This window comes from Klebsiella sp. Lac1 (assembly GCF_009825425.1).
GTDB lineage: Bacteria > Pseudomonadota > Gammaproteobacteria > Enterobacterales > Enterobacteriaceae > Klebsiella > Klebsiella electrica.
Window position 1 is genome coordinate 138,956 of the sequence record NZ_VJZJ01000004.1, and the last position, 25,695, is coordinate 164,650.

Sequence of the window (25,695 nt, forward strand, 5' to 3'; positions counted from 1 at the left end):
CGGTAAGCGCAGCGCCACCGGGGAAATCCCGGGTTACGGCGTCAACGCCTCACCCGGGCTACTTCTGACCGTAGCCCCGGTAAGCGCAGCGCCACCGGGGAACTACCAGGCTACGGCGTCAACGCCTTACCCTGACAACCTCTGACCGTAGCCCCGGTAAGCGCAGCGCCACCGGGGTTAAGTCACGCAGCCAACACACCCACCGCGTAAAAGACGACGGTTAAGTTATTTGGCGTCGGTTGCCGTACCATCAGCATGCCAGGTAAACACGCCGAACTCGAAGCCTTTCAGATCGCCTTTCTGATCCCAGGACAGCGGTCCCATAACGGTATCGACGGAGTTGGCCTTCAGGTATTTCGCGATCGCCGCCGGGTCTTCGGACTGATTCAGGCCAGCCTGCAGCGACTGGATTGCCGCGTAGGTTGTCCAGACGAAGGCGCCGCTCGGATCCTGTTTCTTCGCTTTAATCGCGTCAACAATCGGTTTGTTCGCCGGGACCTGATCGTAGTTCTTCGGTTTCGTCACCAGCATGCCTTCCGCAGACTGACCGGCAATGTTAGACAGGGAGACGTTAGCGACGCCCTCCGGCCCCATAAACTGCGTTTTCAGACCTGCCGCGCGGGACTGACGCAGAATCTGCCCCATTTCCGGGTGGTAGCCGCCGTAATAGACGAAGTCGATATTTTCTTTCTTCAGACGCGCGACCAGGGTAGAGAAATCTTTCTCCCCGGCGGTGATGCCATCAAAGAACACCACGTTAGCGCCGCCCTTCTTCAGACCATCCTGCACCGCGCGCGCCAGGCCTTCACCATATTGCTGCTTGTCGTGCACGATAGCGATACGCTGGGGTTTCACCTTCTCGATGATATATTTTGCCGCCGTCGGACCCTGGTCAGAATCCAGACCGGTGGTACGCAGAATCATTTTATAGCCGCGTGCGGTCAACTCCGGCGCGGTGGCGGCCGGGGTGATCATCAGAATGCCTTCGTCTTCATAGATATCGGACGCCGGCTGGGTAGAGGACGAGCACAAATGGCCGATAACGTACTTAATGCCATCATTAACCACTTTGTTGGCGACGGCCACCGCCTGTTTCGGGTCGCAGGCATCATCATATTTAACGATCTGCAGCTTATTGCCCTTGATCCCACCCTTCGCGTTAATATCGGCAACCGCCTGCTCAGCACCGGTAAACTCCTGGTCACCGTACTGTGCCACCGGGCCAGACATCGCGCCAACTACGGCAATTTTGATATCTTCCGCCAGCGCGGCATTGCTCATAATTAAGGCGATACATCCTGCCAGTAACGCTTTACCCTTCATGTTCATCCTGAGGCTCCCCATTATTATGGTTTTTTGCATTCGTTGTGATGTTGTTTATTAGCGCATTATTCTAATTTACGTCATAAAAAAAGCATATGACATCTACTTTTAGGTTTGCCGCCTGCGCTTTTGCAGCACACTATGCTAAACATACCGCCATTCAGGAGAATTTGAAATGACAAAATTGGGGTTATGTAACAGATAAGTGACAAATAAAAAACCGCGTCAGGATGAACCGGACGCGGGAGAGTCAGGAGCCAGATTAGCCGCCAGCAGATGGTCTATCCACGCCGGACGGGTCCAGCCAGGCGTGATATCAGGGTGATACAGCACTCACGCTGAGTATAAAAACTCGTATGCGGCATCCGGTTTTTTCTGGCTTCCCGGTCGCCGCACAGGAGTCGGGCGCATCACCCTTTCAGGATGCGCGCCAGAATATCCAGCGCTTTTGTAAACTGCGCATCGGGGATAGTTAACGGATACAGGAAACGGATAACGTTGCCATAGACGCCGCAGCTCAGCAGCAGCAGACCATTTTCCTGCGCCTTTTGCTGAATGTGGCGGGTAAACTCCGGTGACGGCGCGCCGGTCTGCGGATCGTTAAACTCCACGGCCACCATCGAGCCCTGCCCGCGGATATCAACAATCGCCGGGCAATGCTCACGCGCCTGGTTCAGCACTTCTTTCAGATGGCGACCAAGCTGTTCCGCACGCTGACACAACTGCTCTTCTTCAATGACATCAAGGACGGCATGAGCCGCCGCCACCGCCAGCGGGTTACCGGCATAGGTGCCACCCAGCCCGCCCGGCGCCGGGGCGTCCATCACCTCGGCACGCCCCACTACGCCGGACAACGGAAAACCACCGGCAAGGCTTTTCGCCATCGTCATCAGGTCCGGTTTGACATCATAGTGCTGCATGGAAAACAGCTTGCCGGTGCGGGCAAAGCCGGTTTGCACTTCATCGGCAATCAGCAGGATACCGTGGGTATCGCACAGCGTACGCAGCGCCTGCATAAACCCGGCAGGAGCAACGTTAAAACCGCCTTCGCCCTGAATCGGTTCAAGGATAATGGCCGCCACCTGATCCGGCGCGATATCGGCTTTAAAGATACGCTCCAGGCTTTTCATCGCCTCATCGGTGGTAATGCCGTGGACAGCATTCGGGTAGACCCCGTGGTATACCGATCCAGGAAACGGCCCAAAACCAATTTTGTAAGGCGCGACCTTACCGGTCAGCGCCATGGTCATAAAGGTACGGCCATGAAAACCGCCGCCAAAAGTAATCAGCCCCGGACGGCCGGTATAAGCGCGGGCAATCTTCACCGCGTTTTCGACGGCTTCCGCCCCGGTGGAGAAGAAAGCGGTTTTGGCTGGCCCCTCAACCGGCGCCAGCGCGTTAATGCGCTCCGCCAGCGAGACATAGCTTTCGTAAGGGACGATCTGATACGCCGTATGGGTAAAGGCCTCCAGCTGCTGCGCGACGGCGGCAACAATTTTCGGGTGGCGATGGCCAGTATTGAGCACGGCAATTCCCGCAGCAAAATCAATCACCTCGTTGCCTTCCACATCCCACAGCGTGGCATTCTCCGCCTTCGCAACAAAGTAATCGCACATTACGCCTACGCCGCGCGGCGTCGCCTGCTGGCGACGTTGATTCAGTTCTGAACTTTTCACCCTCGAATCTCCTGTCATGTATGTCACGCTATCGCAACAATATCGAAACGATGACGTTTATTTACACAGGAGTTGGCTCTATAATCGAGTACCAATTCAGATTATCTGAGGGATCCAATTGCGTTCACTCGTCGGTGACCTTGTGCTGGTCAGATTGCAGGAAGAGACAGACCCGCTGTTGCATAAACGCTTATATAACGCGGTTCGTCGCTCGATTCTGGACGGTTCTTTAGCGCCCCATAGCCGCCTGCCCCCTTCACGAGATCTGGCCGGGGAGCTCGGCGTTTCAAGAAACACCATATTAACAACTTATGAACAATTGCAGGCGGAAGGATATGTGGTTTCCCGTCGCGGCAGTGGCACATTCGTCGAGAAAACCGCGCCGGATATTGCTCTTTCTGCTGGCAGCGTCACCGAAAACAGCAGCGATGTGACGGCAACACAATTTTTATCCCGTCGCGGCCAGCAGTTGCTCAGCCGCGTCAGCGCCAGTCCGCGCCAGTGGGGGGCCTTTATTCCCGGCGTGCCGGACGTCAATGCCTTTCCCCACCCGCTGTTCAGCAAGATTCAGGCCCGTATCAGCCGCCGCCCGAAACCCGAGCAGTTAAGCTACAGTTGTAACGGCGGCACGCCGGAACTGCAGCAGGCGTTGGTGGATTATCTTCGCGTGTCCCGCGGCGTCCATTGTCAGGCAGATCAAATTCTTATTACGGAAGGGATCCATCAGGCAATCGACCTGGTGACGCGCATGCTCTGTGATGGCGGCGATCTGGCGTGGGTCGAAGAGCCCTCCTACTGGGGGATCCGCCACGTGCTGGCGATGAATGATATACGGATCAATCCGATTACCGTCGATGCCAACGGCCTGCGCCCGCCCGAGACGGTTGAGGAGGCGCCGCAGCTGATTTTTGTCACCCCATCACATCAGTATCCGCTGGGGGCAGTGATGAGCCTGGAGCGCCGTCAACGTCTGCTGGCCCTGGCGCGCCAGCACGGCAGCTGGATCGTCGAGGATGATTACGACAGCGAGTTTCGCTTTTCCGGCCAGCCGATTCCGGCGCTACAGGGACTGATTGCCGACTCGCCGGTGGTCTATATCGGCACGTTCAGTAAGACGCTCTATCCGGGGCTACGGCTGGGGTATGTCGTGTTGCCGCGCCCGCTGGTCGGCTATCTGAAAAGCGCCCATGCCGAGCTCTATCGCGGCGGCCATTCGCTGATTCAGATGGCGCTGGCGGAATTTATCAACGTCGGCCATTACTCCGCCCATATCCGCCGAATGCGCCTGCTGTACAGCCGCCGTCGCGCCTGCCTGACCGAACTGATTCAGCGTTATTGTCGTCCGCAGGCGCTGTCAGATTTCAGCGATAACGCCGGCCTGCATCTGATTCTCAACCTGCCTGATGACGCGGACGATGTCGCGATCGCCAGACAGGCCAACGCGCACAATATTCTGGTGCGCCCGCTCTCACGCTACTATCTGACGCAAGAACGTAAGCAGGGACTATTGATGGGCTTTGCCAGTCTGGCAGAGACACAAATGGAGCCGGCCTTCCATATCCTGCTGGCATGTCTGCAGACGTTATGCCCGCAGGTGCTGGTCAAAAGAGAAGGTGCAGAAAAACAAAACGCCCCAACGTAATGTGGGGCGTTATCGGGTGCCTGCACAGAGGCGGGCATGCAGATTGCTGCGTTATGCTTCGATGGCAGTACGCAGTTTCTTCATCGCGTTCTTTTCCAGCTGGCGCACACGCTCAGCCGACACGCCATAGCGATCCGCCAGTTCCTGCAACGTCGACTTATTGTCTTCGTCCAGCCAGCGGGCGCGAATGATGTCCTGGCTACGCTCGTCCAGGCCCTGCATCGCGTCAGTCAGCTTGTTGGCCGCCTGCTCTTCCCAGTTATCATCTTCAATGCCATCGGCAAAGTTAGACGTTTTATCCTGCAGGTAGAGCACCGGCGCCATCGGCTGGCTATCGGACTCGTCATCCGACGACATGTCGAAGGTCATGTCCTGCGCCGCCATACGGGATTCCATTTCACGTACGTCTTTGCTCGTCACGCCCAGCTCGCGGGCCACCATCTCGACTTCATCCTGGTTAAACCAGCCCAGACGCTGCTTAGTTTTACGCAGGTTAAAGAACAGCTTACGCTGTGCTTTGGTGGTGGCGACCTTCACAATACGCCAGTTACGCAGCACGTATTCGTGAATTTCAGCCTTAATCCAGTGTACGGCGAAGGAAACCAGACGCACGCCCACTTCCGGGTTAAAACGACGCACGGCTTTCATCAGGCCAATGTTGCCTTCCTGAATCAGATCCGCCTGCGGCAGGCCATAGCCCGAGTAATTACGAGCAATATGAACAACAAAGCGCAGGTGAGACAGGATCAGCCTTTTCGCTGCTTCCAGATCGCCCTGGTAATGCAGCTTTTCAGCAAGCTCCCGCTCTTCATCAGCCGATAACATCGGCCAGCTGTTCGCAGCCCGGATATACGATTCCAGGTTACCAACGGGGGCTAAAGCTAAAGTTTGCATATCTTTGGTCATTCAAATCCTCTCAATCGATATCGTCTGACGTGATGGTTCCCATGAGATGAGCAACAAACATGCCAGCGTTTATGAGCAACGAGAATATCACCCACATTAATATCAGACAGTGATTTTATCCACAAGTTCCATGCAACGATGTGAATAGATTACGCACAAAATGTGACATGGAAATGAAAACACAGGGAAGAGACAACAGGGACTCTTTCCCTGCAGAGAGACATTCATCAGTGCAGGGAAAGATTATACCAGACTTTTTTTAATCGGGGGTAAAGTGACGTAAATGTTGAACCGTAGCCAGCCAGGCCGCCACCCAGCCGATCATCGAGCAGACAATCAGCATCAGCAGACACTCGTCGAAACCTAACCCGCTGAGTTCAAACCTGGTTCCAAACACCTGCGCGACTTCCGTCACCGCGGACGACAGCCGCATCACCATAATTTCCGACAAAATCAGCGACAAAAAGGCACCGCAGAAGCCCAGCAGCGCCCCGCCATACAGGAACGGACGCAGAATGAAACCGTCGGTCGCGCCAATCAGTTTTTGCACGTTAATGGTATCGCGACGGGCAAAAATGCTCAGGCGCACGCTGTTGCCGATAACGAGGAACACAGCCGCCACCATCAGCACGCCAATCAGCGCCGACACGCGGCCCACCAGCCCGGTCAACGAGGAGAGGCGGGCAAACCAGCTGTCATCCATACGCACTTCGTCCACGCCCTGAATGTGCGTCACGCGATCGCGCAGCGTATTCAGCGCATTGGTGCTCTGGAAGTCCAGCTTCGGCACCACAATCGCCACGGCCGGCAGCGGGTTCTCTTCCAGCATATCCAGCGCGCCACCAAAACCAGACCAGTTGCGGAACTCGCCAAGCGCCTCATCCCGCGACAGGTAGTTTACCTTCTCCACGCCTTGTTCCGCCTGGAGCTGACCAACTACCCGCGCCGCCGCGTCATCATCCAGCGTTTTCTCAAGGTAAACGGTGATCTGCGGCGACGGATAGTACTGCGCCGCCGCGCTGTTGACGTTTTTGTACACCATGTAGCACACGCTGGGCAGCGTCAGCGAAATGGCGATAACCATAATGGTCAGGAAGGTCGCCAGCGGCGTATTTTTTAAATCCTGGACCGCGCCATGCCAGGCATAGCGGACCTGTTCGTTAAAGACGTTACTCTTACGGGAAGCCGGGCCCGGTGCCGCTTTTGGCCGCTTCGGCGCATTACGCCCGCCGCTACCACCGCCCGCGCCTGCGCCATTGCGGAGGCGATCGAGCCGGCTACCGAACTGGCGAATCTGGTTTATTGCGTCGCGCTTATTCACCCCAATGGCCTCCATGCATATGACCGTCGCTCAGGGTCAGCATGCGGTACGAGCGGCTGGAAATCAGCCCCAGGTCGTGCGTCGCCATCAGAACCGTGACCCCTACGCGGTTAAACTCTTCAAACAGGCGTAAAATCCCTTCCGAGAGCGCCTCATCGAGGTTACCGGTGGGTTCATCCGCCAACAACACCGCAGGCTTGTTGACCACCGCGCGGGCAATCCCCACGCGCTGCTGTTCACCGCCGGAGAGTTGGATTGGCAGGTTTTTCGCTTTGTCCAGCAGCCCGACCTTGTCCAGCGCCGCCGACACGCGACGGCGAATGTCATCGCCGCTGGCGCCGGCAATAATCAGCGGAATAGCGACATTATCAAACACCGTACGGTCCATCAGCAGGTGATGATCCTGGAAAATCATGCCGATCTGACGGCGCAAAAACGGCACCTCACGGCTTTTCAGGCGGCTGATATCGTGGCCGCCGAACAGGATTTTCCCGGCGCTCGGCCGTTCAATACCACAGATAAGCTTAAGCAGGGTACTTTTCCCCGCGCCGGAGTGGCCGGTCAGAAATGCCATCTCGCCCGACTGCAGGTGGAAATTCACCCCCTGCAGCGCTTGTCTCCCACCGAGATAGGCTTTGCTGACTTGTTCAAAGCGAATCATGATTAATCCTCTCGGGCAAAAAGTGCCTCAATAAAGTCGCCCGCATTAAACGGACGCAGATCCTCAATACGTTCACCGACGCCAATGTAGCGAATCGGAATACCGAACTGGTCGGCGACCGAGAAGATAACCCCACCTTTCGCGGTGCCGTCCAGCTTAGTCAGCGTGATGCCGGTCAAGCCAACGGCCTCATGGAACAGTTTGGCCTGGCTAATTGCGTTCTGCCCGGTGCTGGCATCGATGGTCAGCATGACCTCATGCGGCGCATCTTCGTCCAGTTTTTTCATCACCCGGACAATTTTCTTCAGCTCTTCCATCAGGTGCGATTTGTTCTGCAGACGACCCGCCGTATCGGCGATCAGCACGTCAACGTTGCGCGCCTTCGCGGCCTGGATGGCATCGAAGATAACCGATGCCGAGTCCGCGCCGGTATGCTGAGCAATCACCGGAATGTTGTTACGCTGACCCCAGACCTGCAGCTGTTCTACCGCTGCGGCGCGGAAGGTATCCCCGGCCGCCAGCATCACCGATTTACCCTGCTGTTCGAACTGACGCGCCAGCTTGCCGATAGTGGTGGTTTTACCCACGCCGTTCACGCCCACCATCAGGATAACAAATGGCGTTTTCCCTTCAACATTCAGCGGCGCATCCACTTTCGCGAGGATATCGCCCATCTCTTCTTTCAGCAGGCCATACAGCGCTTCCGCGTCACGTAGCTGTTTGCGGCTGGCGCCTTCGGTCAGATTGGTAATGATCTTACGGGTCGTTTCCACGCCGACGTCGGCAATCAGCAGCTGTTCTTCCAGCTCTTCAAACAGATCATCGTCGATTTTTTTGCCGCGGAACAGACTGATAAATCCGGAACCGAGGTTCTGTTTGGTTTTAATCAGGCTGCGTTTCAGGCGGGCGAAAAAGCCCTCCTTCGTCGGTTTTTCCTGCTCCAGTTGGGCAGCGTCATCCGGCTGGCTTTCAATAACCGCTTCATCATCAAGAGGTTGTGAGGCCAGCGCCAGAGCTTCAAGCTCCTCATCAGACAATGCAGGTTCCTCACCGCGCATCTCATCACTCAGCGCATCGTCCCCGGCAGCGACTTGCGGCTCATCCGTCGGCGCTTGCGGCGTCTGCCCGGCCACCGCTTCCGCAACAACCGGTTGCACGATAGCTTCTTCGACCAGCGGTTCTGTGGCGGCCACCTCTTCCGCCGGCAGCTCTGCAGCGACAGCCTCTGCAATCGCCACGCGAGGGGTTTCTTCGGCTTCGGCCGGGACTTCAACCGCAGGCGTCACCGGCGCAGAATGCGGTAATTCGCTCTCAACAACCTGTTCAGTCACCTCAACGACATCGGCCGCAAAAGCTTCCGCGTCCTCTTTCTCCACCGGAGAAGCGCTGACCGTATCCGCTTCTGGCGCCGCCACCGCCTCAGCAGGCAACTCTGCGGCCGAATGCTGTTCGGCAACGTCGGTTTGCCCTTCTACTTTCTGTTCGGTCTCGGTTTCCTGCGCCTGTTCTTTTTGTCCAAAGCCCAGCCAGGAAAAGAAGCCACGTTTTTTCTCTTTTGCCATTTGCGACGACACTCCCGCTGTTTATTCATGGCACAGCTTCGGCATAACAATAGCGGAAGCTGAAAAATGATGAAATTAGTCGGATAGTCTATCACTTAACTTAACTCGCATCACCGCCCCCGGATTAAGGTTTCGTCATCCGCGTTCGATCGCTAGAATAGCGGGCTGAAAGTGGAGACCTGAGCAAAGAGATGAAGAAACCAAACCACACGGGCAGCGGCCAGATCCGTATTATCGGTGGGCAATGGCGGGGCCGGAAATTACCGGTGCCGGAGAGCCCGGGCCTGCGCCCGACCACCGACCGGGTCCGTGAAACCCTTTTTAACTGGCTGGCGCCGGTTATGGTCGATGCGCACTGCCTGGATTGCTTTGCCGGCAGCGGCGCCCTCGGGCTGGAAGCGCTGTCGCGCTATGCAGGCAGCACCACGCTGCTGGAAATGGAGCGCGGCGTCGCCCAGCAGCTGCAAAAAAACCTGGCGACCCTGAAAGCCAGCCATGGCAAAGTGGTCAATACCAATACGCTCAACTACCTTAATCAGCCCGGCACACCGCACCATATCGTGTTTGTCGATCCGCCTTTCCGTAAAGGTCTGCTGGAAGAGACGCTGCGTCTGCTGGAAAATAACGGCTGGCTCGCCGATGAAGCGCTTATCTACGTTGAGAGCGAAGTCGAAAATGGTTTACCGCCGGTGCCGGCATGCTGGCAGCTGTATCGTGAGAAAGTGGCCGGACAGGTCGCCTATCGTCTCTATCAACGTGAGGTAAAAGGAGAAAATCGTGCTGATTAATTTTGGCCGCGTGTTGATGCTGTGCGTCTGGGCATTTTTGCTGTTAAACCTGTTTCAGCCTTTCCCGAAGCCGCTGAACATCTTTGTTAACGTTGCCCTGATCTTTATGATCCTGATGCACGGCCTGCAGCTGACGCTGCTGAAGGCCACGCAACCGAAAGATGCCCCGCCGCTGAGCCGCTTCGAGCAGATTCGCATTTTTGTCTTCGGCGTGTTCGAACTGGTGGCCTGGCAGAAAAAGCTCAAGGCCACGCTGCGTAAGAAGTAATCCCGTGGGCTCAAGGTTCTGGCGTAAACGCGACAAACCTTGAGCCTTTGTAGCTCAGCGTTCCCCGATCGCCGACGCTCAGCGCATGATATTGCGCCGCCTCTAGTCGAAAACTAACCTCCATGCCACCGGCTTGTGGCCTGAAGCTCGCGTCATAACGCATATCGCTACCGGCGGGCGCAACGCTTTGCTGGCGCGAACGGCGATCGTTGAGCACTTTCTCCCGCTTGTTACTCACTACCACCCGCTTTTGCAGCAGCGGCGCGGCGTCGTTATCCATATTTTCCCGGCGTTGCTGCATATAGCGCACCGAGGCGGCTACCACAATGAGGGCAACGACGATAATAAAAAACAGCGGAACCTTGCTCATTCATCTAACCCATAAAAATTCTCAGGAATAAGCATACCGCGCCTTGATTAACATTGTCATCTGCCCACCCGAACCACTACACTAAGTTTTAGCACCGCCAATACACTACTCACTTAATAATAACAGATACAAGGACTTACTATGCTTTGGTCGTTTATTGCTGTCTGTTTCTCCGCATGGCTTTACGTCGATGCATCCTATCGCGGCCCCGCGTGGCGGCGCTGGGTTTTTAAACCCGTCACGCTGATCCTGCTCCTGTTGCTGGCCTGGCAGGCGCCAAAGTTCAACGCTATCAGCTACCTGGTCCTCGCCGGGCTGTGCGCTTCGCTGCTGGGCGATGCCTTAACACAGCTGCCGCGCCAGCGGGTGATGTATGCGGTGGGGGCCTTTTTCCTGTCGCATCTGCTGTATACGATCTGGTTTGCCAGCCAGATGACGATGTCATTTTTCTGGCCGCTGCCGCTGGTGCTGCTGGTTATCGGCGCGCTGCTGCTGGCGGTTATCTGGAGTCGGCTGGAAGATCTGCGCATGCCGGTCTTCACCTTTATCGGCATGACGCTGGTTATGGTCTGGCTGGCCGGCGAGCTGTGGTTCTTCCGCCCGACGGATACCGCGCTCTCAGGCTTCGCCGGCGCGACATTCCTGCTGTTGAGTAATATCGTCTGGCTGATCAGCCACTATCGCCGTCGCTTCCGCGCCGATAACGCTCTCGCCGCCGCCTTCTACTTTGCCGGCCACTTCCTGATCGTCCGCGCGCTGTATCTGTAATTTTGCGCTTGACTCTGGAGTCGACTCCAGAGTGTATCCTTCTGGTAATGAGAAAATTATCATTACCGGGAGGGTCCCATGTCGACTCCAGAAACGCAGGATAAAAAAGTCCCACAGTTCTCGTCATTCAAATTAAAGCCGGTTGTCGCGCAGGCTGACAGCTGCTGCACCGAGTCTGGCTGTGCTACCAATAACGCCGCCGACAACGAGGCGTTAAACGAGGCGCGCTATAGCTGGCTGGTTGAAGGCATGGACTGCGCCGCCTGCGCCCGTAAAGTCGAAACCGCGGTGCGCCAGGTACCGGGCGTCAGCCAGGTACAGGTTCTGTTTGCCACCGAAAAACTGCTGGTCAACGCCGATGCCGATATCCGCACGGCCGTCGAAAGCGCGGTACGTGCCGTGGGCTATACGCTGCGCGATGAAAGCGCCCCGCCGCCGGAAACCTCGCCCCTGCGCGAGAACCTGCCGCTGATAACCCTGGTGCTACTGATGGCACTGAGCTGGGGTCTGGAACAGTTCAACCACCCCTTCGGCGAGCTGGCATTCATTGCCACCACGCTTGTCGGCCTGTGGCCCGTCGCTCGCCAGGCTCTGCGCCTGATCCGCAGCGGCAGCTGGTTTGCCATTGAAACACTGATGAGCGTCGCCGCCATCGGGGCACTGTTTATCGGCGCCACGGCCGAAGCCGCGATGGTGCTGCTGCTGTTTATGGTTGGCGAGCGCCTTGAAGGCTGGGCCGCCAGCCGCGCCCGCCAGGGGGTCAGCGCGCTGATGGCGTTAAAACCCGATACCGCCACTCGCCTGCGTGATGGCGTGCGGGAAACCGTCGCCCAGCGCGATCTCCGCCCCGGAGACGTGATTGAAGTCGCAGCAGGTGGTCGCCTGCCCGCCGATGGCCAGCTGCGCACGCCGTTCGCCAGCTTCGATGAAAGCGCCTTAACCGGTGAGTCGGTGCCGGTCGAGCGCCGGTCTGGTGAACGCGTGGCGGCAGGCGCCACCAGCGTCGATCGCCTGGTGCAACTGACGGTCATTTCCGAGCCGGGCGACAGCGCCATTGACCGTATTCTGAAGCTGATTGAAGAGGCGGAGGAACGCCGGGCGCCGATTGAGCGCTTTATCGATCGTTTCAGCCGGATTTACACGCCGGCCATTATGGTCGTTGCCCTGCTGGTCGCCATCGTGCCGCCGCTGTTCTTTGCCGCCGCCTGGCTGCCGTGGATCTACAAGGGTCTGACGCTGCTGCTGATCGGCTGTCCTTGTGCGCTGGTGATTTCCACTCCGGCGGCCATCACTTCCGGGCTGGCGGTGGCATCACGCCACGGCGCCCTGATTAAAGGCGGCGCAGCGCTTGAGCAACTGGGTCGCATACGTCAGGTGGCTTTTGATAAGACCGGGACGCTAACCGTTGGTCAACCGCGTGTTACCGCCGCCATCGCCCTGAATGACGTGGATGAAAATGGCCTGCTGGCCCTGGCAGCGGCGGTAGAACAAGGCTCCAGCCACCCGCTGGCGCAGGCTATCGTGCGCGAAGCCCGGCAGCGCCAGCTGACGATTCCGTCTGCCCACGGTCAGCGCGCACTGGCGGGTTCGGGCATAGAAGCCGAGGTCGACGGCCGTCGGATACTGATTTGCGCGGCGGGCAACGACGCTGCGGCAGAACATGAGGCGCAGATTCAGCAGCTGGAGAGCGCGGGTCAGACGGTGGTGCTAGTACTGCGCGAACAGTCTCTGCTCGGTATTCTGGCGCTGCGGGATACGCTGCGCGACGACGCCCGCCAGGCGGTCGACGATCTGCATCGTCTGGGGGTCCAGGGGGTCATTCTGACCGGCGATAACCCGCGTGCGGCGGCGGCCATTGCCGGGGAACTGGGGCTGGAGTTTCGCGCCGGGCTGCTGCCGGCCGATAAAGTCGAGGCGGTCACGGCGCTCAATGCCGCTGCGCCGCTGGCGATGGTCGGTGACGGTATCAACGATGCGCCGGCGATGAAAGCGGCGACCATTGGCATCGCGATGGGCAGCGGCACCGACGTGGCGCTGGAAACCGCCGATGCGGCATTGACTCACAATCGCCTGACCGGGCTGGCGCAGATGATTTCGCTGGCCCGTGCCACCCACGCCAATATCCGGCAGAACATCGCCATCGCGCTGGGCCTGAAGGGGATTTTCCTCGTCACCACCCTGCTCGGCCTGACCGGCCTGTGGCTGGCGGTACTGGCGGATACCGGGGCGACGGTGCTGGTCACCGCCAACGCGCTGCGACTGTTACGTAAGAAATAAGCGCAAAGCCCCCGGTGGCGCGTTGCTTACCGGGGCTACGGGAGCGTGTGGTCTCTGGCATGGGTAGCCCGGACAAGGGGTGCAGCCCCGCCTCCGGGAAGACGGTCTGCGGCAATCGCTCCGTTTATCCCCCGGTGGCGCGTTGCTTACCGGGGCTACGGGAACGTGCGGTCTCTGGCATTCGTCGCCCGGACAAGAGGCGCAGCCCCGCCTCCGGGAAGACGGTGTGCGGCAATCGCTCCGTTTATCCCCCGGTGGCGCGTTGCTTACCGGGGCTACGGGAGCGTGTGGTCTGGCATGAGTCGCCCGGACAAGGGGCGCAGCCCCGCCTCCGGGAGAGGCAGTGCGGCACGCAAACCCGTGCTTAATGGCTTTTACGAATCAGATAGCGGTAGGGCAGCGCCGCGGTTTCTTGCGCCAGCAGCTCATGCTCCATAAAGCGGCAAAAACCCGGGATATCGCGGGTTGTCGCCGGATCGTCGGCGATAATCAGCAGCGTTTCACCCACCGGCATGGTACGTACGGTCTTACGCACCATCATTACCGGCTCCGGACAACGCAGGCCCTGAGCGTCCAGAGTGTAGTCAGGGCTGGAGAAAAGTTCGGTCATTTTCATCTCACATCAACAAAACGGCCCTAGTTTACCCCCACTTTTGCGCTACGCAAGTCAGGTTAACGTTTGCGTGAAAAACAACCATTGCAATACCCGCTCAACGCAGTATCATTCTGCTGCTTCAAACTGGTACTCGCGTATTGGCAATGCCACAGCGCGAGTATTGATTTATTGGGTTCCCTCACCCCAATCACTAAAAAGGTCACAATATGAGTCCATTTACAACGTCACAGCGTCAAAAAGCGCTGGTCTGGCTTTCTCTTTTCCATTTGCTGGTGATCACCTCCAGCAACTATCTGGTGCAGCTACCGATCGCCATTTTTGGTTTTCATACCACCTGGGGCGCGTTCAGCTTTCCGTTTATCTTCCTCGCCACCGATCTGACGGTGCGGATTTTCGGCGCGCCGCTGGCACGACGCATTATCCTGGCGGTGATGATCCCGGCGCTGCTGATCTCCTACGGCATCTCGTCCCTGTTTTATATGGGCGAGTGGCAAGGCTTTGCCGCGCTGACCCACTTTAACCTGTTCGTCGCCCGTATCGCCGCCGCCAGTTTCATGGCCTACGCGCTGGGCCAGATCCTCGATGTCCACGTCTTTAACCGCCTGCGTCAAAACCGCCGCTGGTGGCTGGCGCCGACCGCCTCGACCCTGTTCGGCAACGTCAGCGATACCCTGGCCTTTTTCTTTATCGCTTTCTGGCGGAGCCCGGACCCGTTTATGGCGGCGAACTGGGGCGAAATCGCCATTGTCGACTACAGCTTTAAGGTACTGATTAGCATTGCTTTCTTCCTGCCGATGTATGGCATGTTGTTGAATATGCTGCTGAAAAAACTGGCAGATAAATCTGATTTATCCGCATTGCAGCCAGGTTAAGAGTACTCGCAGATTGATGTGATAAGATAAGCGCATGAGCCGTTAATGGCCGTTTATCGAAAGGAAGATGTCAATGCGCAATTTGGTTAAATATGTCGGTATTGGCCTGCTGGTGATGGGGCTTGCTGCCTGTGATAACAGCGATACAAAAACGCCGACTGCCGGGGCCGCTGCGGAAAGCAACGCCAGCGGACAGAATATCAGCCTGCTGGACGGTAAGCTGAGTTTCTCCCTGCCTGCAGGAATGACCGACCAGAGCGGCAAGCTGGGTACCCAGGCCAACAACATGCACGTCTATTCCGACGCCACCGGGCAGAAAGCGGTGATCGTGATTGTTGGCGACAGCACCAATGAAGAATTGAGCGTGCTGGCCCAACGCCTGGAAGATCAGCAGCGCAGCCGCGATCCGCAGCTGCAGGTTGTCACCAATAAATCGATTGATATCAAAGGCCACACGCTGCAGCAGCTGGACAGCATCATCTCCGCCAAGGGCCAGACCGCGTGGTCTTCCGTTATTCTCGGCAAGGTTGACGATAAACTGCTGACCCTGCAGATCACGCTGCCGGCAGACAACCAGCAGCAGGCGCAAAGCGCAGCTGAAAGCATCATCAACACCCTCGTCATCCAGTAACTACTGACCTGACGCTGCGGCCTCCGGCGCAACAACCGGGGGCCGTTTTTTTAACCGCCAGCACAGCAGCAGCGCCACCGCCACCAGTCCCGCCGCCGCCAGATAAATCGTCGAAATCCCGGCCCACGCCATCAGCAGCCCGGCCAGCGGACCGGTAATGCCTAAAGACAGATCCATAAATACCGTATAGGTCGCCAGCGCCGAGCCCTGATTCTGCTGCGGCACCGCCTTCACCGCCACCACCCCCAGCGCAGGGAAGACCAGGGAAAAACCGGCGCCAGCGAAGAAGGTGCCGACTTTGGCGATCGACGAAGTCTCAGCCAGCCCCACCAGCAGAAGCCCGATAATCTCAACGCTAAAGCACAGCATAGCGACATTCAGTCCCCCCAGACGATGAATGCCGTTGGGGAACAGCAGACGCGCGCCAACAAACGCGCAGCTGAATAGCGTCAGCGCGAACGCCGCGCCATCCCAGCCTTTGGCGTCGTAAAACAGGGTAATAAACGTCGCGATGGTGCCAAACCCGGCGGACGCCAATGCCAGCGCCATCCCATACAGCCAGACCCGGCCCAGCACGGCGCGAAACGTCATCGCTTTGCCCTTCGTCGCCTTAACCGCCGCCCTCGGCAACGCGCACAGAATAGCGACCAGCGCCACGGCCATAATCGCCCACGCCAGCCCCGATAACCCGACAAGGGAATAGCAGAGCACGCCAAGCGGCGCCCCCATCGCCATCGCCCCGTAAGTCACGATGCCGTTCCACGAAATCACCCGCCCGATATGCAGCGACCCCACCACGCCCACGCCCCATAGCGTTGAACCGGTGCCAGCAAAGCTTTGCCCGATGCCGAGAATCACGCGGCCAAGGCACAACAGAGCCAGGCTAAGGATCGGCCAGCCGCTTCCGGCGGCCGCCAGCAGATAGCTCAACCCGCTGAGAAAACAGCCGCACAGCCCGAAGATTACGATCTTTTTCGGCCCAAGGAGATCGGCGTAGCGTCCGGCATGAGGGCGACTGAGGAGCGTGGCAAAATACTGCAGGCTAATGACCAGGCCAGCCCAGAACGCGCTGAATCCCATCACGTCATGGACATAGCCCGGCAGAACGGCCAACGGCAGGCCAATTGTCAGGTAGCTGGCAAAATTAAACATCACCACGGAGACAATCCGCAGATTAAGGCGCAGTCCATTGAGCGCCGGTTCGTCAACGGGTTCGGGCATGGGGTCCACCAGACTTTTACAACAGTGTTTCACTATTATCACGTCGTCTGCGCAAAAGCAGCCTGCCGCGACAAAAATCACGCTGTTCGACTCGCCGGAGGCGATATTTATCTGTCAGCAAATTCGCGGCCGTGTCTGGCAACCGCCTCCCGATCTCTTCGTTGAAAAGCTATTTTGATCATGCGCCGGCACCGGAACCCTGGATGGGCCTGCAAATGGTCTGGGAAGGCTGCTTTGCCCCTGCGCTCAACTTGCCACCCGACCCCACGGTGCAGAGAGCCGGATTACATTATGGGAGAGGCTCACCAGATTGACGGCGAATTTTTACCAGTAATCCCTCCGCTTTTGGCAGGATAATATATCAATCAGTATTCCGCGCTGATCCTGATATATCGAATCGGCATGATTCGCCACAACCAACTGGCGCAGGCTGGCTACCGCCGTATTCCGTCTCGGGGAACATGCGGAGGTGGAAGCAGAGCATTCGGGCCGACGGGATTCGCTGACTCAGGTTTTGCGCTTCGCCGGCCAGAAGATAGTCAGCACGCCGGCGATGATAATCAGCACGCCCAGCAGAGAACGCCAGTGGAAAGGTTCATGCCAGCCGGGTAGCCAGATAGCGGCGGCCCAGACCAGAATGTAGCTCAGGCTGAGCAGGGCGTAGGCTTTGGCCAGCGGCAGCTGGTGCAGCGCAAAGTACCAACAGACCATCGACAGCAGATAGCCGCTCAGCCCCAGCACCAGGCCGGGAGTTCCGGCCCGCAGATGGAAAAGATGATTCAGAAACGCGAACAGGTCACTCAGCGGCGGCAGCTCGACCATCGCCCCGCGCAGCAGAAGCTGTGCGGCGCTGACCAGCCCGACGCTGAATAACGCCCAGATTAACCCCATCAGACGCTACTCCCGAGCACCACGATGCCGACCACAATCAGCCCTACGCCAACCCAGTGCCGCCCGGCCACCGGCTCGCGCCAGATACCCCAGGCCGCTAACGTCACCCAGACAAAATTGAGACTCAGCATCGGATAGGCGACGCTCACCGGAATGGATTGCAGCACGCTCAACCACAGCAGCATACCGCCGCCAAGCGCCAGTAGCGCAAGGCTCAGCCAGCCGAGAATATGGCGACCGCGCCGCCGTGACTTAGACGGGCGCGTCGCCTGTTTCTGGCACAACTGCCCGACGCAGCTTAACAGGCTCGCCAGCGCCAGGCAGATCCAGGTACTCATTGCGGCAGATACTGGAGAAACACAACCCGCTCTAACACATAGGCGTTGTCAGGTTTCGGTAGGGGTAAATCGGCCATGTTTTCTCCTTTGTCCATCAGCAGCACCAGCGATATCGGTCCTTCCTGGCGATGCGCTGCCAGCCAGCCGGCAAACTCACCCTGGCTCACAAAGCTATTCTTCGCATCCGGCCAGTCTAAACCGTACTGCAGCTCACCCTGCTTATCATACATGATGATATCGTTACGCTTGAGTTCCCACGCCAGACCGGCGGCAATACCGACGTTGTTGCTCAGCACATAGCGGCTTGGCGCCAGCGATTCACTAATAATATCCACCATGAACTGCGGCTGCTTGCTATCGATCACCCGGTCAGGAATGGCAAAGCCAACCAGCAGCGCCAGCCCCAGGGGACAGCAGGCGGCTAATGTCCAGCGCCGACCGTTATCTTTCATCGCCAGCCAGCCCATCAGCGCCCAGACGGCAAACGCAATCGCCGCCAGCAGACATTTATACAGCTCAATCTGCGTCCAGACCGGTTTATGCATCACGCCCCACGGCGACACCACCAGCACGGCGATCAGACCAACCAGACCAAAGATGAGGTTGATAAGGCCGTTAATGCGCAGCGCCTTCGCTCCCGCCTTCGCCGCATCCAGCGCATAGCGAGCCATCAGAATCGACAGCGGCCCGAAGCACGGCAGAATGTAGGTCGGCAGTTTCCCTTTGGCGATGCTGAAAAACAGAAACGGCATCGCCACCCAGCCCAGCAGATACAGCGCGCCGCGCGCGTCATCGCGCTCGCTCCAGCCGCGCTTCAGCGCTCCGGGCAGCAGCGCCAGCCACGGCAGACTTCCGGCGATCAGGAACGGGATGTAATACCAGAACGGCGCCTTGTGCTGGGCATCTTTCTCGGCAAAGCGTTGAATATGCTCCACCCAGAAGAAGTAGCGCCAGAAGTCCGGTTCGCGTTTGGCGATAGCCAGGCCCCAGGGCAGGACCACCAGGACGCAGACGCCCACTGCCAACCAGCCGTAGGTCAGCACTTCACGCCAGCGTTTGCGGGCAATCACCCACGGCAGAACCCCGATAACCGGCACCGCCAGCGCCAGGAAGCCTTTGGTCATGACGCCCATGCCGCAGGCCGCCCCCAGCAGCGCGTAGCCGATGATTTTACCGCTTCGGCTCTGCGCCTGAGCGGCGCCCCAGAAACTGCACATCGCCAGCGCCATCCACAGGGTGATCATCGGATCCAGCACCGCATAGGTGCCAATACTGTAGACCAGCAGCGCGGTCAGGAAGATCACGGCGGACAGAATCGCCACCCGTTTGTCCTGCCAGATTCGCCATGCCAGCCACGCAATCAGCAGCGCGGTGACGCTGATGGAGAAGACCGAGCCAAAGCGCACGGCAAAGTTATTGTGACCAAACAACCACTGCCCGATGCTGTTAATCCAGTATCCGGCAATCGGTTTTTCAAAATAGCGCAGCCCAAGAAAATGCGGCACCACCCAGTCACCGGACGCCAGCATCTCGCGGCTGATCTCCGCATAGCGCGTTTCATCAGGCTGCCAGAGCAGGCGAAAATTCAACGGCAGTAGATAATACAGCGCAAATAACACCACTAAAGAGACGCTATAACGAATGCTTTTCATACGTCCTGACTCAATAATTGTTCACGCCCAAGCCAGCCTTCCCGGCCAGCCAATTCACCGCGAACCACTTTACCCAGCGGCAGCTCGCTAAAATCTGCGGGCAGCAGTTGGCTCAGCGGGCAAAACTGGATTTCTTCCTGTGCCGCCATCGTCAGCAGTTGATCAAACTGCTGGGCGAAGGCAATCCCTTCCACTTCAGCATGAATGGTGTAGACCGGCGTACCGCTATCCCGGTGAATACAATCCAGCAGATAGCGATTGAAGCCCCCGGCATCGACGCTACTGCCGACCACTTCATCCCAGGTAGGCAGCGTAACGGGGACCTGCACCGTACCCGTCATCTTGTCGCCCAACAATGGCAGGAAGGGACGCGAGCCACGACAGTCGCTGTTGTAGAGGAAATTGAAGGACTCTTTGGCTTTAACCACCCGCTGATCCGCGCGCCAGCCCGCCACGGCGGAACAGGTGACCGACCGGCCGATGATCCGCTCCAGCTCGAGCAGGCCGCGTTCGACCTCCAGCGTCAGCCGCTCCTGTGGCCAGACGCCGCTCCATGCCTGCCAGCTGTAATGATCCCAGGCATGCAGACCTACTTCATGCGTCTGCGCCGTCGCACGGATAACCTCTTCATTACCCGCACCAATCCGTCGCCCAGGCCAGGCGGTGCCGGCCAGCAAAATATCCCAGCCGTACAGCGAAGCGGCGTTTGAACGCAACATCTTCCACAGAAACTTCGGTTTTATCAGGCGCCATAAATGGCGCCCCATATTGTCCGGCCCAACGCTGAAGAAGAAGCTTGCCTGAACCCCGTGCTGGCCCAGCAGACTCAGCAGGCGCGGTACCCCGTCCCGGGTACCGCGAAAGGTATCGACATCTATGCGTAAGCCGACCTGTTTCATGATGTCTTGTCGTCCACCAGCTCAACCGTGCGCAGGAAGAAGTCGAGCGTATGCTCCACGGTTTCTTCCATCGGCACCGTCGGCGTCCAGTTCAGGCAGCGCTTCGCGTTACGAATACTCGGCTTACGATGCTCCACATCCTGGTAGCCTTTACCGTAGTAATCGCTGCTCTCGACATCGCGGAAACCGGCGAACGGCGGGAAGTTGTTGCGCAGCGGGTGACGCTCGAAGCACGCCAGCAGCATCTCCGCCAGCTCTTTGATGCTGGCTTCGTTTTCCGGGTTACCGATGTTGATAATCTGCCCGTCGCAGCGGCCATCTTTGTTCTCGATAATGCGGAACAGCGCTTCGATACCGTCGCTAATATCGGTGAAGCAGCGTTTTTGTTTACCGCCTTCAATCAGTTTGATCGGCGAACCTTCAACCAGATTCAGGATCAGCTGGGTAATCGCCCGGGAGCTGCCGATACGCGCGGCATTCAGGTTATCCAGACGCGGTCCCATCCAGTTGAACGGGCGGAACAGCGTGAAGCGCAGGCCGGACTTGTCGCCGTAGGCCCAGATAACGCGGTCGAGCAGCTGCTTCGATACCGAGTAAATCCAGCGCTGTTTGTTGATCGGGCCGACCACCAGGTTTGAGGTGTCTTCGTCAAAGTTGTTGTCGGTGCACATGCCGTACACTTCGGAGGTCGACGGGAAAATAATACGCTTATCGTATTTCACGCAGTCGCGGATGATCTTCAGGTTCTCTTCGAAGTCGAGCTCGAACACGCGCAGCGGATTGCGGGTATATTCGATTGGCGTCGCGATGGCCACCAGCGGCAGTACCACGTCGCATTTCTTAATGTGGTATTCGATCCACTCGGAGTGAATGCTGATATCGCCTTCAACGAAGTGGAAACGCGGGTTGCCGAGGAAACGACCGATCGCGTCCGACCCGATATCCAGACCGTAGATTTCGTAGTTGTCGTCGGCGAGCAGACGCTCGGTCAGGTGGTTACCGATAAAACCGTTGACGCCAAGAATCAGCACGCGGGTACGGCGTTTAATCGCCACAACCGGTTTGCTGCTTATTACCGCGCCGGATACCAGCCCCAGCGCCTGCGCCAGCTGCGTACCCTGCATGTAAACGCCGCGCTCGGTTTGACCGGTGACTATCTCCAGCGCGCCATCCTGACAAGCGACCACCAGCGGAGAGGTGGAAATGACCGTTCCCGGCTTCGCCGCGGCCAGGTCCTGACGCACGCGGGATTTCCAGACGATAAATTTATTCGCGCCGGCATAGCCAAACGCCCCCGGCCACGGATCGGACACCGCGCGAACCAGGTCATGCAGCGTCAGCGCCGGTTTTTCCCAGTCGAGACGGCCATCTTCCGGCGTGCGGCGACCAACGTAGGTGGCCTGGCTTTCATCCTGGGCACGCTGCTGGGTTTTCCCTTCACGAATCGCCGGCAGAGCCTGACTCAGCAGCTCTGACGCCGCGGCGCACAGCTTGCGATGCAGGGTCAGCGCGGCATCATCAGCGCCGATAGCAACCGTCTGCTGCGCCACGATATCGCCGGCATCCGCACGGCTGACCATGCGATGCAGGGTCACGCCGGTTTCCGTTTCACCGTTGACCAGCACCCAGTTCAGCGGCGCGCGGCCGCGATATTTCGGCAGCAGAGAACCGTGCAGATTAAAGCCGCCTTTTGGCGCCAGGCTGAGGATATCGTCGCCCAGCATGTTGCGATAGTAGAAAGAGAACAGGACGTCCGGCTTCATGTCGCGGATGCGTTCGATCCACAGCGGGTGGTTAACATCTTCTGGTGCCCACACCGGGATACCTTGTTCCGCAGCAATACGCGCAACCGAGCCAAAGAAATGGTTTTCGCCAGGGTTATCCGGATGGGTGAAAATAGCGGCGATTTCATACCCGGAATCCAGCAGAGACTGAATGCCGGCACAACCCATATCGTGATAAGCGAAGACTACAGCTTTCATGAACGATCTTCCTCTTGAGACGCCGTTTCCGGCTGACGTACAACACGTTGAATAAAGTAGCGGGGACGGGCGCGGACATCGTTATAGATGCGTCCGATATACTCCCCGAGTAGCCCCATGCCGACAAACTGTGCACCGATGAACATGAACAGCACGGCAAACAGCATGAATACCCCTTCCGCCGCCCACTGTGGGCCAAATACCAGGCGCAGGAACACCAGCAGGAAGGCAAAAGTAAAGCCCAGCAGGGCAATCACGCTGCCAAAGACGCTAAGCAGACGCAGCGGCGTGGTGGTCAAACAGGTCACCAGGTCGTACATCAGATTAATCAGGCGCATAAAGCTGTATTTGGAATCGCCAAATTCACGCTCCGCGTGCATCACCGGGATTTCAACCGCCCGGCGCGCGAAGGTATTCGCCAGAATCGGGATGAACGTGCTGCGCTCATGGCAATTGAGCATCGCATCGATGATGTGGCGACGATAGGCGCGCAGCATGCAGCCGTAGTCCCCCATCGCTTTACCGGTGGTACGCTGAATCAGGCGGTTGATCATCTTCGACGCGCTTTTGCGAAATACGGTGTCCTGGCGGTTCTGCCGCACGGTACCAACCACGTCGTAGCCTTCGTCCGCCTTCGCCACCAGGCGCGGAATCTCTTCCGGCGGGTTTTGCAGGTCGGCATCAAGGGTAATAATCAGATCGCCGGTCACATGGCTGAAGCCCGCCATAATGGCCGAGTGCTGGCCATAGTTGCGGTTAAGCAACACCGCGACCACATGGCTGCCTTCGGCTTCTGCAGCCTCGGTCAACATGCGGGCAGAATCATCGCTGCTGCCATCGTCGACCAGCAGAATTTCATACTGGCGACCCAGCGTCGCGCAGGCGGTATCCGTACGGCGAATCAGCTCGGGCAGGCTCTCCTGTTCGTTATAAACCGGAATAACGACCGAGACCTTTTTCACGGGAGAGTAAGTAAACATATCAACATCCTGACAGCTGGTGCAGCGCAGAAATGACCCGAGTGACGTCATCGTCGGTCATATCCGGGAACAAAGGGAGTGAACAGATACGTGCGCTGTTCCATTCCGTATTCGGTAAGGAAAGCGTCGGGAAACGCTCGCGGTAGTATTTTTGCGTGTGCGCCGCGCGGAAGTGCAGACCGGTGCCGATGCCCATGGCTTTCAGTTTTTCCATTAACGCATCGCGGCTGATCCCGCAGGTGGCTTCATCCACGCGGATAATAAACAGGTGCCAGGCGTGCTGGTGTTGCCACTCCGGTATCGCCAACGGCTTAAACGGCGTATCCGCCAGCTCGCGCAGATAGCGCTGGGCAATCTCGCTCCGACGCTGGTTGGCATGGGCCAGTTTATCCAGCTGCACCAGCGCCAGCGCGGCGTTAATATCAGCCAGATTGTATTTGAAGCCCGGCGAAATCACCTCCGCCTGCGGCGCACGACCATGCGTCTGGCGGTCATACGCATCGACGCCAAGGCCGTGGAATTTCAGGCTACGTATGCGCGATGCCAGCGCATCGTCATCGGTGACGATCAGTCCGCCTTCGGCGCAGGTCATATTTTTGATGGCGTGGAAAGAGAAGATCGCGCAGCCGCGTCCGCCCACGTGTTTGCCCTTGTAATAGGTCCCCGCCGCATGCGCGGCATCTTCAATCACCGGGATACCGTGACGTTCCGCCACGGCGCGAATCGCGTCGATATCCGCAGGCGCGCCCGCGTAGTGCACGGGAATAATCGCTTTGGTGTTGGGGGTAATCGCCGCGGCAACCGCCTCGGCGGTAATCATCAGATTGTCGCGATCGACATCGATCATCACCGGTGTCGCGCCCAGCAGACAGATCATGTTCAGCGTGGAAACCCAGGTCTGGGAGGGCGTGATGACTTCATCGCCAGGGCCAATGCCCAGCGCCATCAGCGTAACGTGCATGCCGCCAGTCGCCGAACTCACCGCCACGGCGTGACGGTTGCCGGTCAGCGTGCAGAATGCCTCTTCCAACGCCTGGTTTTTCGGTCCGGTCGTGATCCAGCCCGATTGCAAAACTTCACGCAGCGCAGCCAGCTCTGCGTCGCCCATCGACGGGCGCGAAAACGGCAAAAATTCGCTCATCATTTTCCTGTTCTGTATATGACCCTTTCAGGGTTACGGGTCGATAGAAAAAATATCCTGCGCCAGCGGACTTAAACAAAATGAAAATGGAATCTCTTCAATGCCACTTTTCATTCCAGGGTATTTGACGTTATTAAATTTAGACGGAGTTGCTTAGGATAATCTTAAGAAATTAATATAATTTACCAGAGGGAAAATAATCAATTGTTTTTAAAAGAAATTTACAGGAAATGAGGCAGGGGTAAAGCGGGAAAATGGCCCCCATTTATGGGCAAAACAGGAGCGCGGTGCAGTAAAGTAAACAAACATTAAACAGTCAAACAACAAACAGAATTTTAAAAACCTACCTTAGATCACAAATCATTTCCGGAAGATGACAAATTTGCAGGAAAGTCAGTCGCTAATTGATTAGCAGGGCAATTAATGACGCTGTTATTATCTGCACCGCAATCGCGTATGAAGGTGATCGTGGCGAACTCGTCAATCACTTCCGTCGGATAAGCCGGTCCGGCTTCACGGTAAGAAACCATCAGCGGGATGTGTTCGTTCTGGAAGCAGACGGTTTTTTCCGGGTTGTTGATCACCCAGCGGGGGAAAAAGATGGTGCCATGGAACAGCTTATCGCCCAGGTTCACAATCAGACTCACGTCGGTACCGGTCGGCTCCGTCCACGAAATTTTATAAATGCTCTCCCCTACCCGCACAATCCAGGCCTGCTGATCCTTCACCCAGCGGTTCCCGACAATACCGCTGTGAATCCGGTAATCCAGGGTGTTGCCGTTTTTGACGTAAATTTCGTAATTCCACCCGTTATCGTAGGTATAAACCAGATGTTTGCCGATAAAACCGCGCAAATCATGTTTATCAAAAGTGCTCATAATGATTTCTCCTTTGCTGTTGAGACTCAGCA

At 57.7% G+C, this 25,695-nt stretch carries 24 protein-coding genes; 7 read left to right on the forward strand and 17 right to left on the reverse strand.

Annotated features, from left to right (window positions below; translation table 11 throughout):
• Positions 1-225: 225 nt before the first annotated feature.
• A complete protein-coding gene (gene livJ, locus FNY10_RS23185) occupies positions 226-1,329 on the reverse strand; it encodes a branched chain amino acid ABC transporter substrate-binding protein LivJ (RefSeq protein WP_015585591.1) in 1,104 nt (367 codons plus the stop codon).
• Between the two features lie 404 nt (positions 1,330-1,733).
• Entirely contained in the window at positions 1,734-2,999 is a 1,266-nt protein-coding gene (locus FNY10_RS23190) for a 4-aminobutyrate--2-oxoglutarate transaminase (RefSeq protein ID WP_160704277.1), read from the reverse strand.
• A gap of 118 nt (positions 3,000-3,117) precedes the next feature.
• Between FNY10_RS23190 and FNY10_RS23195 the strand changes: the two genes are divergently transcribed.
• The gene (locus FNY10_RS23195) at positions 3,118-4,641 is read left to right on the forward strand and encodes a PLP-dependent aminotransferase family protein (protein ID WP_160704275.1); all 1,524 of its coding nucleotides are present in this window, start codon (positions 3,118-3,120) and stop codon (positions 4,639-4,641) included.
• Positions 4,642-4,692: 51 nt separating this feature from the next.
• Here the strand turns inward: FNY10_RS23195 and rpoH are convergent, their stop codons facing one another.
• The 4 genes from rpoH to ftsY form a co-directional block, all read right to left on the reverse strand.
• Positions 4,693-5,547 (reverse strand): RNA polymerase sigma factor RpoH, encoded by an 855-nt coding sequence (rpoH, locus tag FNY10_RS23200; RefSeq protein WP_100686597.1) that lies wholly within the window; start codon positions 5,545-5,547, stop codon positions 4,693-4,695.
• Between the two features lie 259 nt (positions 5,548-5,806).
• Entirely contained in the window at positions 5,807-6,868 is a 1,062-nt protein-coding gene (ftsX, locus tag FNY10_RS23205; RefSeq protein WP_141963188.1) for a permease-like cell division protein FtsX, read from the reverse strand.
• Positions 6,861-7,529: a cell division ATP-binding protein FtsE gene (gene ftsE, locus FNY10_RS23210; RefSeq protein WP_004868565.1), complete on the reverse strand. Its 669-nt coding sequence runs from the start codon at positions 7,527-7,529 to the stop codon at positions 6,861-6,863. The genes ftsX and ftsE overlap by 8 nt, the downstream gene beginning before the upstream one ends.
• 2 nt (positions 7,530-7,531) lie before the next feature.
• On the reverse strand, positions 7,532-9,091 hold the full coding sequence (gene ftsY, locus FNY10_RS23215; protein WP_160704273.1) for a signal recognition particle-docking protein FtsY: 1,560 nt from the start codon (positions 9,089-9,091) through the stop codon (positions 7,532-7,534).
• A gap of 191 nt (positions 9,092-9,282) precedes the next feature.
• Here ftsY and rsmD point away from each other — a divergent pair, with 191 nt between their 5' ends.
• Together rsmD and FNY10_RS23225 are read left to right on the forward strand one after the other, a co-directional pair.
• Positions 9,283-9,879, forward strand: a complete 597-nt coding sequence (rsmD, locus tag FNY10_RS23220) for a 16S rRNA (guanine(966)-N(2))-methyltransferase (RefSeq protein ID WP_100686595.1) — start codon at positions 9,283-9,285, stop codon at positions 9,877-9,879.
• Complete coding sequence (locus FNY10_RS23225; protein WP_100686594.1) at positions 9,869-10,147, forward strand: DUF1145 family protein; 279 nt, start codon at positions 9,869-9,871, stop codon at positions 10,145-10,147. Before rsmD ends, FNY10_RS23225 begins: the two co-directional genes overlap by 11 nt.
• Positions 10,148-10,157: 10 nt before the next feature.
• Here FNY10_RS23225 and FNY10_RS23230 read toward each other — a convergent pair whose 3' ends face one another.
• The gene (locus tag FNY10_RS23230) at positions 10,158-10,517 is read right to left on the reverse strand and encodes a DUF2500 domain-containing protein (RefSeq protein ID WP_141963180.1); all 360 of its coding nucleotides are present in this window, start codon (positions 10,515-10,517) and stop codon (positions 10,158-10,160) included.
• Positions 10,518-10,658: 141 nt separating this feature from the next.
• Between FNY10_RS23230 and FNY10_RS23235 the strand changes: the two genes are divergently transcribed.
• Positions 10,659-11,285 carry a lysoplasmalogenase gene (locus tag FNY10_RS23235; RefSeq protein ID WP_100686592.1) on the forward strand — a complete coding sequence of 209 codons (627 nt, stop codon included), beginning with the start codon at positions 10,659-10,661 and terminating at the stop codon, positions 11,283-11,285.
• Positions 11,286-11,363: 78 nt separating this feature from the next.
• Positions 11,364-13,562: a Zn(II)/Cd(II)/Pb(II) translocating P-type ATPase ZntA gene (gene zntA, locus FNY10_RS23240; protein WP_131049167.1), complete on the forward strand. Its 2,199-nt coding sequence runs from the start codon at positions 11,364-11,366 to the stop codon at positions 13,560-13,562.
• Between the two features lie 364 nt (positions 13,563-13,926).
• Here the strand turns inward: zntA and tusA are convergent, their stop codons facing one another.
• Complete coding sequence (gene tusA / locus FNY10_RS23245; protein WP_160704473.1) at positions 13,927-14,172, reverse strand: sulfurtransferase TusA; 246 nt, start codon at positions 14,170-14,172, stop codon at positions 13,927-13,929.
• Positions 14,173-14,384: 212 nt separating this feature from the next.
• Between tusA and FNY10_RS23250 the strand changes: the two genes are divergently transcribed.
• Both FNY10_RS23250 and FNY10_RS23255 read left to right on the forward strand, forming a co-directional pair.
• On the forward strand, positions 14,385-15,050 hold the full coding sequence (locus tag FNY10_RS23250; RefSeq protein WP_131049168.1) for a 7-cyano-7-deazaguanine/7-aminomethyl-7-deazaguanine transporter: 666 nt from the start codon (positions 14,385-14,387) through the stop codon (positions 15,048-15,050).
• Between the two features lie 73 nt (positions 15,051-15,123).
• On the forward strand, positions 15,124-15,681 hold the full coding sequence (locus FNY10_RS23255; protein ID WP_131049169.1) for a DcrB family lipoprotein: 558 nt from the start codon (positions 15,124-15,126) through the stop codon (positions 15,679-15,681).
• Here FNY10_RS23255 and FNY10_RS23260 read toward each other — a convergent pair whose 3' ends face one another.
• The 9 genes from FNY10_RS23260 to FNY10_RS23300 all read right to left on the reverse strand — a co-directional run bounded on the left by FNY10_RS23260 (position 15,682) and on the right by FNY10_RS23300 (position 25,666).
• Positions 15,682-16,902, reverse strand: coding sequence for an MFS transporter (locus FNY10_RS23260; RefSeq protein ID WP_141963176.1), 1,221 nt, complete (start codon positions 16,900-16,902; stop codon positions 15,682-15,684).
• A 507-nt stretch (positions 16,903-17,409) separates the two neighbouring features.
• Positions 17,410-17,793, reverse strand: a complete 384-nt coding sequence (gene arnF, locus FNY10_RS23265; RefSeq protein ID WP_131049171.1) for a 4-amino-4-deoxy-L-arabinose-phosphoundecaprenol flippase subunit ArnF — start codon at positions 17,791-17,793, stop codon at positions 17,410-17,412.
• Positions 17,793-18,131 (reverse strand): 4-amino-4-deoxy-L-arabinose-phosphoundecaprenol flippase subunit ArnE, encoded by a 339-nt coding sequence (gene arnE, locus FNY10_RS23270; RefSeq protein WP_160704271.1) that lies wholly within the window; start codon positions 18,129-18,131, stop codon positions 17,793-17,795. The genes arnF and arnE overlap by 1 nt, the downstream gene beginning before the upstream one ends.
• Complete coding sequence (gene arnT / locus FNY10_RS23275; protein WP_131049173.1) at positions 18,128-19,783, reverse strand: lipid IV(A) 4-amino-4-deoxy-L-arabinosyltransferase; 1,656 nt, start codon at positions 19,781-19,783, stop codon at positions 18,128-18,130. The genes arnE and arnT overlap by 4 nt, the downstream gene beginning before the upstream one ends.
• Positions 19,780-20,682 carry a 4-deoxy-4-formamido-L-arabinose-phosphoundecaprenol deformylase gene (gene arnD, locus FNY10_RS23280; protein WP_131049174.1) on the reverse strand — a complete coding sequence of 301 codons (903 nt, stop codon included), beginning with the start codon at positions 20,680-20,682 and terminating at the stop codon, positions 19,780-19,782. The genes arnT and arnD overlap by 4 nt, the downstream gene beginning before the upstream one ends.
• Positions 20,679-22,664, reverse strand: coding sequence for a bifunctional UDP-4-amino-4-deoxy-L-arabinose formyltransferase/UDP-glucuronic acid oxidase ArnA (gene arnA, locus FNY10_RS23285; RefSeq protein ID WP_160704269.1), 1,986 nt, complete (start codon positions 22,662-22,664; stop codon positions 20,679-20,681). The genes arnD and arnA overlap by 4 nt, the downstream gene beginning before the upstream one ends.
• Positions 22,661-23,644 (reverse strand): undecaprenyl-phosphate 4-deoxy-4-formamido-L-arabinose transferase, encoded by a 984-nt coding sequence (gene arnC, locus FNY10_RS23290; RefSeq protein WP_100683031.1) that lies wholly within the window; start codon positions 23,642-23,644, stop codon positions 22,661-22,663. The genes arnA and arnC overlap by 4 nt, the downstream gene beginning before the upstream one ends.
• A gap of 1 nt (position 23,645) precedes the next feature.
• Entirely contained in the window at positions 23,646-24,785 is a 1,140-nt protein-coding gene (gene arnB, locus FNY10_RS23295) for a UDP-4-amino-4-deoxy-L-arabinose aminotransferase (RefSeq protein ID WP_131049176.1), read from the reverse strand.
• Between the two features lie 353 nt (positions 24,786-25,138).
• The gene (locus FNY10_RS23300; protein ID WP_160704471.1) at positions 25,139-25,666 is read right to left on the reverse strand and encodes a phenolic acid decarboxylase; all 528 of its coding nucleotides are present in this window, start codon (positions 25,664-25,666) and stop codon (positions 25,139-25,141) included.
• Between the last annotated feature and the right edge of the window lie 29 nt (positions 25,667-25,695).